Origin of the sequence: Caballeronia sp. NCF2 (genome assembly GCF_023631205.1) — a bacterium.
Lineage (GTDB): Bacteria > Pseudomonadota > Gammaproteobacteria > Burkholderiales > Burkholderiaceae > Caballeronia > Caballeronia zhejiangensis.
Genome location: NZ_JALQDN010000010.1, coordinates 1 through 5,665 on the forward strand (window position 1 = coordinate 1; position 5,665 = coordinate 5,665).

Below are 5,665 nucleotides of genomic sequence, written 5' to 3' on the forward strand. Positions count from 1 at the left end.
GCCGCGTCGGCGGCGTCGAGTGTCTCGGGAGCCGCCGCCGCGAGCAAAGCGGCGGCGCAGAGCGTCAACACGGCGACTGACGCCATCACAAGCGCCAAAGCGAGCGCAAGTTCGATCTCGACGAGCGCCGGCGGGTTGCTTTCGAAATGACAACTTTCGGAGCGCCTCTCGGAAGAGTGATCCTTAACTCGCCAACTGCATGCTCAGGCAGACGAATTCGGCTGGCCCGCTGTAGCCCGCTACGCGCGAGCATTGCAACTTCATGAAGTGAGCGATGCCGGCGCTGATTCTGAGCGATGTCGAGCCGCTGTCGAAACGTGAGCCTGATCGCATTACCGTATAACCTGATTTCGTTGCCTTGCCTGGTGAGTTTGGGCCAACCGAAACTGAGAAATGGCTTCCAACCGAGATATGGAAGTCATGAAGCAGAGCCGATTCACGGAAGAACTGATGGTCACGATGCTGCGCGAGACAAACAAGGCGTCGGTCGTAGGTGGCTGAGAAACCCGCTGTGTCCGCAATGCTCGCAGACGACACATTCGCTGTCGCGCAGGCAGCGTCCGTCGCGTTCGGTTTCTGGGGTCGCAATCAGCCTGGTCAGTCAGGCTTTTCGCATCAACGTCGTCCTCGACTTCCAAATCCCAAGTCGCATTTCCACTCCTTCACGACCAACGCAGACATCGCGCCTTCCCCCACGCGTGCGAAAATCTCCTCCACACCCACCATCTTCGCTTCAAGCACGCCAAAGGACCCGTCCATGGACATTCCCCACGTTCTGCAAGCCATCGCGCATCAGGAGCACACGCTCGTGTTCCCGCAATTTCACTCGGAACACGCGTGGCAAATCGGTTCGCAATTGCGCGAGATGGCGCTGGCGCGCGATGCGGCCATCGTCATCGATGTGCGTACCTTCGGGCGCCAGCTTTTCTACGCAGCGCTCGACAACACCACACCCGACAACGCGCGCTGGGTCGAGCGCAAGTCGCGCACCGTCGAGCATTTCCGCCGCAGTTCGTATGCGATCGGCCTCACGCTGCAACAGGCCGGCACGACGCTCGCGGACAAGTACACGCTCGATCCCAAAGCGTTCGCGACGCACGGCGGCGCATTCCCGCTGCGCGTGCAGGGCGCGGGCGTGATCGGTTCCGTCGCGGTGTCGGGACTTCCGCAGCGCGACGACCATCAGCTTGTGGTCGAAGCACTATGCGCCGTGCTCGGCCAGAACTTCGGCGACCTGTCTCTCGGACGCGACTAAAAGAGAGCCCCGACGCCGATGCGCTCAACCGCTTATGTGCTTCTCGCCATCGCGATCGTCGCCGAAGTCATCGCGACTTCCGCGCTGCGCGCCTCCGATGGCTTCACGCGCGCGCTGCCCGCCGCGATCGTCGTGGCCGGATACGGGTTGTCGTTCTATCTGCTGTCGCTGACGCTGCGCGCGTTGCCGGTCGGCATCGTGTATGCGGTGTGGTCGGGCGCGGGCATCGTGCTCATCACGCTCGTCGCGGCGCTGCTCTTCAAACAGACGCCCGATCTGCCCGCGATGCTCGGCATGGGTCTCATCGTCGCCGGCGTGGTCGTGCTCAACGCCTTCTCGAAGATGAGCGCGCATTGATGCGCTTTACTTGCAACGCACGATCATCGAACGGTTCTTGACGTTCGCGGAGACCACGTTGCTGATGCCGCCGCCGGTCGGGCCGCCTTCCTCGTTGTCCTTCGACACGATGTCGTAACCGGTCGCGCCGCATTTCTTGCCGGCGAGCACGTAGCAGCTCGCCCAGCTCGATCCGGCGTCGGCGCCGCTGCAGTTGACCGCGTAGCCGGTCTGTCCATCGGGCAGATTGATGAGCGATGCTTCGTTCGACGACGCGCACGCGCCGAGAGCCGAGATCGCGACGACAGCGCCGAGCGTCGCGACGCGTGCGGAGATACGGCGCAAGCGCCGACCGGATTCCTTCATCTTTACCTCGTGAGAGCGAATTGCGATGCGCGCCGCAGTGCCTCGAGCTTCGCGGCGAGGGCGCGTTTTTTGAGAGACGCATTGTCCCATACGCGCCTTACGCGACACGTAAGCGGTTGTTAGCGCAACCCGCGCGGGCGCGATGCTTGCGATCAAACCGTGAGAGCGCCCGTATGCGCGTCAAGCCGCCCGATGAACTATTTTCCGGATCGCGCGCCTTATTCATCTGGCGTTTCGGTTGAAATTGCCGCCGATATCGGCGAAAACCGGCGCATGCGCGGCCAATTGAACGGAGGCAAAACCATGGCAGAACGAGTCACGGGGCCATATCGTGGGTATTACATCAGCGCTTCGGCGCGGCTCGTGCAGTCGCACGGCGAAAACGACGGTGAAGCGCCGATCTATGTCGGCTCGGTGAGCCTCGCGCGCGGCGGCCCGGACGATGTCCATCGTTTCGAAGCGCTCGTCGATCTCGGTCCCGAGCGGCGCTTCGCAACCGAAGACGAGGCGCTCGCACACGTCGAGCAGGCCGCGCGCGAATACATCGACCGCTTGCTGCAATCGACGTGATGCGCCCCGTTCATCTTCGACATACCGTGCTGTACGACGTCGCGAACAGCCTGATCGATCTGTTTCCGAGCGGCGCGGACGTCGCGGAAATCGGCGCGGAGCCGACGCCGGCGCTTTTCGTGAGCTGGCGCACGGGCGGCGTCGCGAATCATCCGGGCAATGTCGCGTGGGGCGTGCATTACCGATTCGACGCGCAAGTGTTGCGCGACTATCCGCATCTGTCGCTGGATGCGCGTCAACGCGTGTGCGACCGCGTGCGCGAAATGAGCCGGCTGCTCGACTTCAACTATGCCGATCCGCTTGCAAGCTCGCTGCTCGTCGTCGATGTCGACGAATCCGTGCTCGCGGCATGAGCGGCGCGGCGCTGGACCGCGCGGCGCGAGCGCGAGTACCATAGTCGCCGAATCGATTCGTGCGATCGTTCGCGGCGCCGCGAGCGGACCCGCATCGAACGCAGCGATAGAAGTGATTCCAGCGCTTGAACGTCTTCAGCAACGAGACAATCATGAATATCCGATTCCTTCCGGACGCGCCCGATTACCGCGATTCCAACCTGACCGTCGAGTTCGCCGCGATCGTAGATGGCCGGCGCGTGCCGTGCGCCATTTCGGTCGAAGCGCTCGAAGATCACTTCGGCGCGCAGACCTATGACAGCGCCGGCTGGATCGACGCATTCGATGCGGGCCGCACGCGCATCGAAGCGGTCGCGCGGGAGCATCTGCGCGTGACCAACGGCATGCCCGTGCTCCTGAAAAGCGGACACTTTCCGCCGGGGCGCGTCACCGTCTGACGCACCTTCGTTCATCTCTTACACGGCGCGATGTAAGACCTGCATCGCGCCGCCTCTTTATTCGCGCGGGACACGCCGCGCCTCCTTCCGCGTGATCGCGCAACGGAGTACCATCCATCTATTCGCCGCACGCGATGCGATTCGCTCGGCACATTACTTGCTCAACGCCATGCGCTTGGGCGGTCAAATATAAAAATCGCGCGGGGTCGTCATGCTTCAATCCTTTCTTCACTCACTTGTCGAGTCCAATGCGCTATGGCTCATCTGGGCAGCCGTTGGTGTGCTGATTCTTGCGCTGTGCATCGTGTTCGCGTCGGTCGTGCTGCGCGACTCGGACGAGCCGCTTTATCGCGCGGCTTCGCGACGGGACGACGACGGCAAGATGACCGTCTGAGCGCGCGCCCGCGCGTCGCAATTTGACTTCGAAAGAGGCGGTGCCGACAATGCCTCGCATGGGTTCGCAAGAGCGCCGCACGGAGCAAAGACGCGAGCAGCGCGAGGCGCTGCGCGAGCGCATACTCGAGGTCTCGCGCGAGATCGTGAAGCGCGAAGGCTTTGCATCGCTATCGATGAGAAAGCTGGCCGAGGCGATCGATTATTCGCCCGCCGCGCTCTATCTTCACTTCAAGAGCCGTGGCGATATCGCGCGGGCGTTGCGCGTGGAAGGGCACGCGAGTCTGCGCGACGCGTTCCTCGCCCATACATCGATTGCAGATCCGGCCGCGCGCCTGAACGCGATGGGCCGCGCGTATGTCGAATTCGGGCTGGCCGAGCCCGAGACGTATCGGCTGATGTTCATGGAGCACACGGATTCCGCGCAGGCAGTCGCCGAGGCCCAGCGTAAAGGCGACGATCACGCGGCGGAGCAAGGCGCGGCGACGCTTTCGCTGATCGCGGACGCGTTCGCCGAATTGCGTGCCGCCGACCGGCTGCCCGCGCACGCCGCGCCGCTCGCGTGCGCGGAAGGCCTGTGGGCGAATCTGCATGGCATCGTCGCGCTCAAGCTGACCGGCGCGGCGCTGCCCGAGACGCCGGCCACGACGCTCGTCGAGTTGTCGCTCGACGCGTGGTTCGCGCCGGCCAACCGAACCGAACCTCGATTCGTCTCAGCGAATCGACCCGACACTTCAACACGATGACCACCGAAGACATCCGTATCGACACCGCCAACGGCATCGGCTTCATTGCGCTCGATCGTCCGAAGGCACTCAACGCGTTGACCCCGCCGATGCTGCGCGCGATCAGCGAGGCTTTGCGCGCGTGGCGCCACGATCAGGCGATCCGCGCCGTCATCGTCTATAGCCCGCACGTGCGCGCGTTTTGCGCGGGCGGCGATATCCGCTTTCTGTACGAGTCCGCGCAGGCGGGCGACCGGGCGGCGATCGACGCGTTCTTCACCGACGAATACAAGCTCAATCACGCGATCTTCACGTTCCCGAAGCCGTATGTCGCGGTCGTGAACGGCGTCGTGATGGGCGGCGGCATGGGCATCTCGCAGGGCGCGCATCACACGGGCGGCCTGCGCGTCGTCACGCAATCGACGAAGATGGCGATGCCCGAGACGCGCATCGGTCTCTTTCCCGATGTCGGCGTGAGCTGGTTCCTCGCGCGCACGCCCGGGGCGATCGGCCGTTATCTCGCGGCGACGGGCGCGAGCCTTTCCGCCGCGGACGCGCTGTACGCCCGCATGGCGGACGCTTACCTCGACGACGGCGCGCTGCCGGGCCTCATCGAATCGCTCAGGCATCAGCGCTTTCTCGATGGCGTCGAGATCGTGCGCTTCGTGCAGAACGAAACGACGAAGTACAAGGTCGCGCCGATTCCCGAAAAGGGCGAGCTGGCCGCCGCGCGCACGATGATCGACAAGCACTTCGCGGCGGGCAACGGCGCGTCGATCCTCGCGTCGCTCGAACGCGAGGCGGACATCGGCAACGACTGGGCGAAACGCACGGCCGCCGAGCTGCGCGAGCGCTCGCCGCTGTCCGTCGATGTAGCGTTGCAGCAGGTCGATCGCGCGAAATTCTCGACGATGGCCGAGACGCTGCGCCGCGATCTCGATCTGACGCGCACGATGTTCGAGCGCGGCGATGTGCTGGAAGGCATCCGCGCGCGCATCGTGGACAAGGACAACGAGCCGCGCTGGAAGATCGCGCGCGCCGAGGATGTGAACGCCGCCGATGTCGATCGCATGTTCGAAAGCGCGTGGACGCCCGCGGCGCATCCGCTGCGGCTGTTGAAGGACTGACGCTGTGAAAAGCGGCCCGCGCGGGCTAATGCCGTTCAGTTAGCGCTGAACGGCATTTTTGTTTGTGGAGCGAGAAGTGGTTGTAAACGGAGCGCCGGGCTGT

9 protein-coding genes are annotated in these 5,665 nt (G+C 64.0%); 8 read left to right on the plus strand and 1 reads right to left on the minus strand.

The annotated features are described in order from the left end of the window. The first annotated feature begins 757 nt into the window (after positions 1 to 757). Together NCS02_RS06750 and NCS02_RS06755 are read left to right on the plus strand one after the other, a co-directional pair. A complete protein-coding gene (locus NCS02_RS06750; protein ID WP_034473617.1) occupies positions 758 to 1,255 on the plus strand; it encodes a heme-degrading domain-containing protein in 498 nt (165 codons plus the stop codon). A gap of 18 nt (positions 1,256 to 1,273) precedes the next feature. Continuing rightward, complete coding sequence (locus tag NCS02_RS06755; protein ID WP_008349954.1) at positions 1,274 to 1,612, plus strand: DMT family transporter; 339 nt, start codon at positions 1,274 to 1,276, stop codon at positions 1,610 to 1,612. 6 nt (positions 1,613 to 1,618) lie between these two features. Here the strand turns inward: NCS02_RS06755 and NCS02_RS06760 are convergent, their stop codons facing one another. Beyond that, a complete protein-coding gene (locus NCS02_RS06760) occupies positions 1,619 to 1,957 on the minus strand; it encodes a hypothetical protein (RefSeq protein WP_008349952.1) in 339 nt (112 codons plus the stop codon). 303 nt (positions 1,958 to 2,260) lie between these two features. Here NCS02_RS06760 and NCS02_RS06765 point away from each other — a divergent pair, with 303 nt between their 5' ends. The 6 genes from NCS02_RS06765 to NCS02_RS06790 all read left to right on the plus strand — a co-directional run bounded on the left by NCS02_RS06765 (position 2,261) and on the right by NCS02_RS06790 (position 5,562). Further along, the gene (locus NCS02_RS06765; protein ID WP_033535792.1) at positions 2,261 to 2,527 is read left to right on the plus strand and encodes a hypothetical protein; all 267 of its coding nucleotides are present in this window, start codon (positions 2,261 to 2,263) and stop codon (positions 2,525 to 2,527) included. Beyond that, positions 2,527 to 2,880, plus strand: a complete 354-nt coding sequence (locus NCS02_RS06770; protein WP_008349948.1) for a hypothetical protein — start codon at positions 2,527 to 2,529, stop codon at positions 2,878 to 2,880. Before NCS02_RS06765 ends, NCS02_RS06770 begins: the two co-directional genes overlap by 1 nt. A gap of 152 nt (positions 2,881 to 3,032) precedes the next feature. Then, positions 3,033 to 3,317: a DUF1488 family protein gene (locus tag NCS02_RS06775; protein WP_008349946.1), complete on the plus strand. Its 285-nt coding sequence runs from the start codon at positions 3,033 to 3,035 to the stop codon at positions 3,315 to 3,317. 211 nt (positions 3,318 to 3,528) lie between these two features. After that, positions 3,529 to 3,711, plus strand: coding sequence for a hypothetical protein (locus tag NCS02_RS06780; protein ID WP_008349944.1), 183 nt, complete (start codon positions 3,529 to 3,531; stop codon positions 3,709 to 3,711). Between the two features lie 49 nt (positions 3,712 to 3,760). Further along, positions 3,761 to 4,456 carry a TetR/AcrR family transcriptional regulator gene (locus NCS02_RS06785; protein WP_244808041.1) on the plus strand — a complete coding sequence of 232 codons (696 nt, stop codon included), beginning with the start codon at positions 3,761 to 3,763 and terminating at the stop codon, positions 4,454 to 4,456. Continuing rightward, positions 4,453 to 5,562 (plus strand): enoyl-CoA hydratase/isomerase family protein, encoded by a 1,110-nt coding sequence (locus NCS02_RS06790; protein ID WP_034473621.1) that lies wholly within the window; start codon positions 4,453 to 4,455, stop codon positions 5,560 to 5,562. Before NCS02_RS06785 ends, NCS02_RS06790 begins: the two co-directional genes overlap by 4 nt. Positions 5,563 to 5,665: the final 103 nt, after the last annotated feature.

What these genes read in the sequence shown, in the direction of transcription:
- NCS02_RS06750 (WP_034473617.1), top strand. Translation starts at nt 758, where the DNA reads ATGGACATTCCCCACGTTCTGCAAGCCATCGCGCATCAGGAGCACACG.
- NCS02_RS06755 (WP_008349954.1), top strand. Translation starts at nt 1,274, where the DNA reads ATGCGCTCAACCGCTTATGTGCTTCTCGCCATCGCGATCGTCGCCGAA.
- NCS02_RS06760 (WP_008349952.1), bottom strand. Translation starts at nt 1,957, where the DNA reads ATGAAGGAATCCGGTCGGCGCTTGCGCCGTATCTCCGCACGCGTCGCG.
- NCS02_RS06765 (WP_033535792.1), top strand. Translation starts at nt 2,261, where the DNA reads ATGGCAGAACGAGTCACGGGGCCATATCGTGGGTATTACATCAGCGCT.
- NCS02_RS06770 (WP_008349948.1), top strand. Translation starts at nt 2,527, where the DNA reads ATGCGCCCCGTTCATCTTCGACATACCGTGCTGTACGACGTCGCGAAC.
- NCS02_RS06775 (WP_008349946.1), top strand. Translation starts at nt 3,033, where the DNA reads ATGAATATCCGATTCCTTCCGGACGCGCCCGATTACCGCGATTCCAAC.
- NCS02_RS06780 (WP_008349944.1), top strand. Translation starts at nt 3,529, where the DNA reads ATGCTTCAATCCTTTCTTCACTCACTTGTCGAGTCCAATGCGCTATGG.
- NCS02_RS06785 (WP_244808041.1), top strand. Translation starts at nt 3,761, where the DNA reads ATGCCTCGCATGGGTTCGCAAGAGCGCCGCACGGAGCAAAGACGCGAG.
- NCS02_RS06790 (WP_034473621.1), top strand. Translation starts at nt 4,453, where the DNA reads ATGACCACCGAAGACATCCGTATCGACACCGCCAACGGCATCGGCTTC.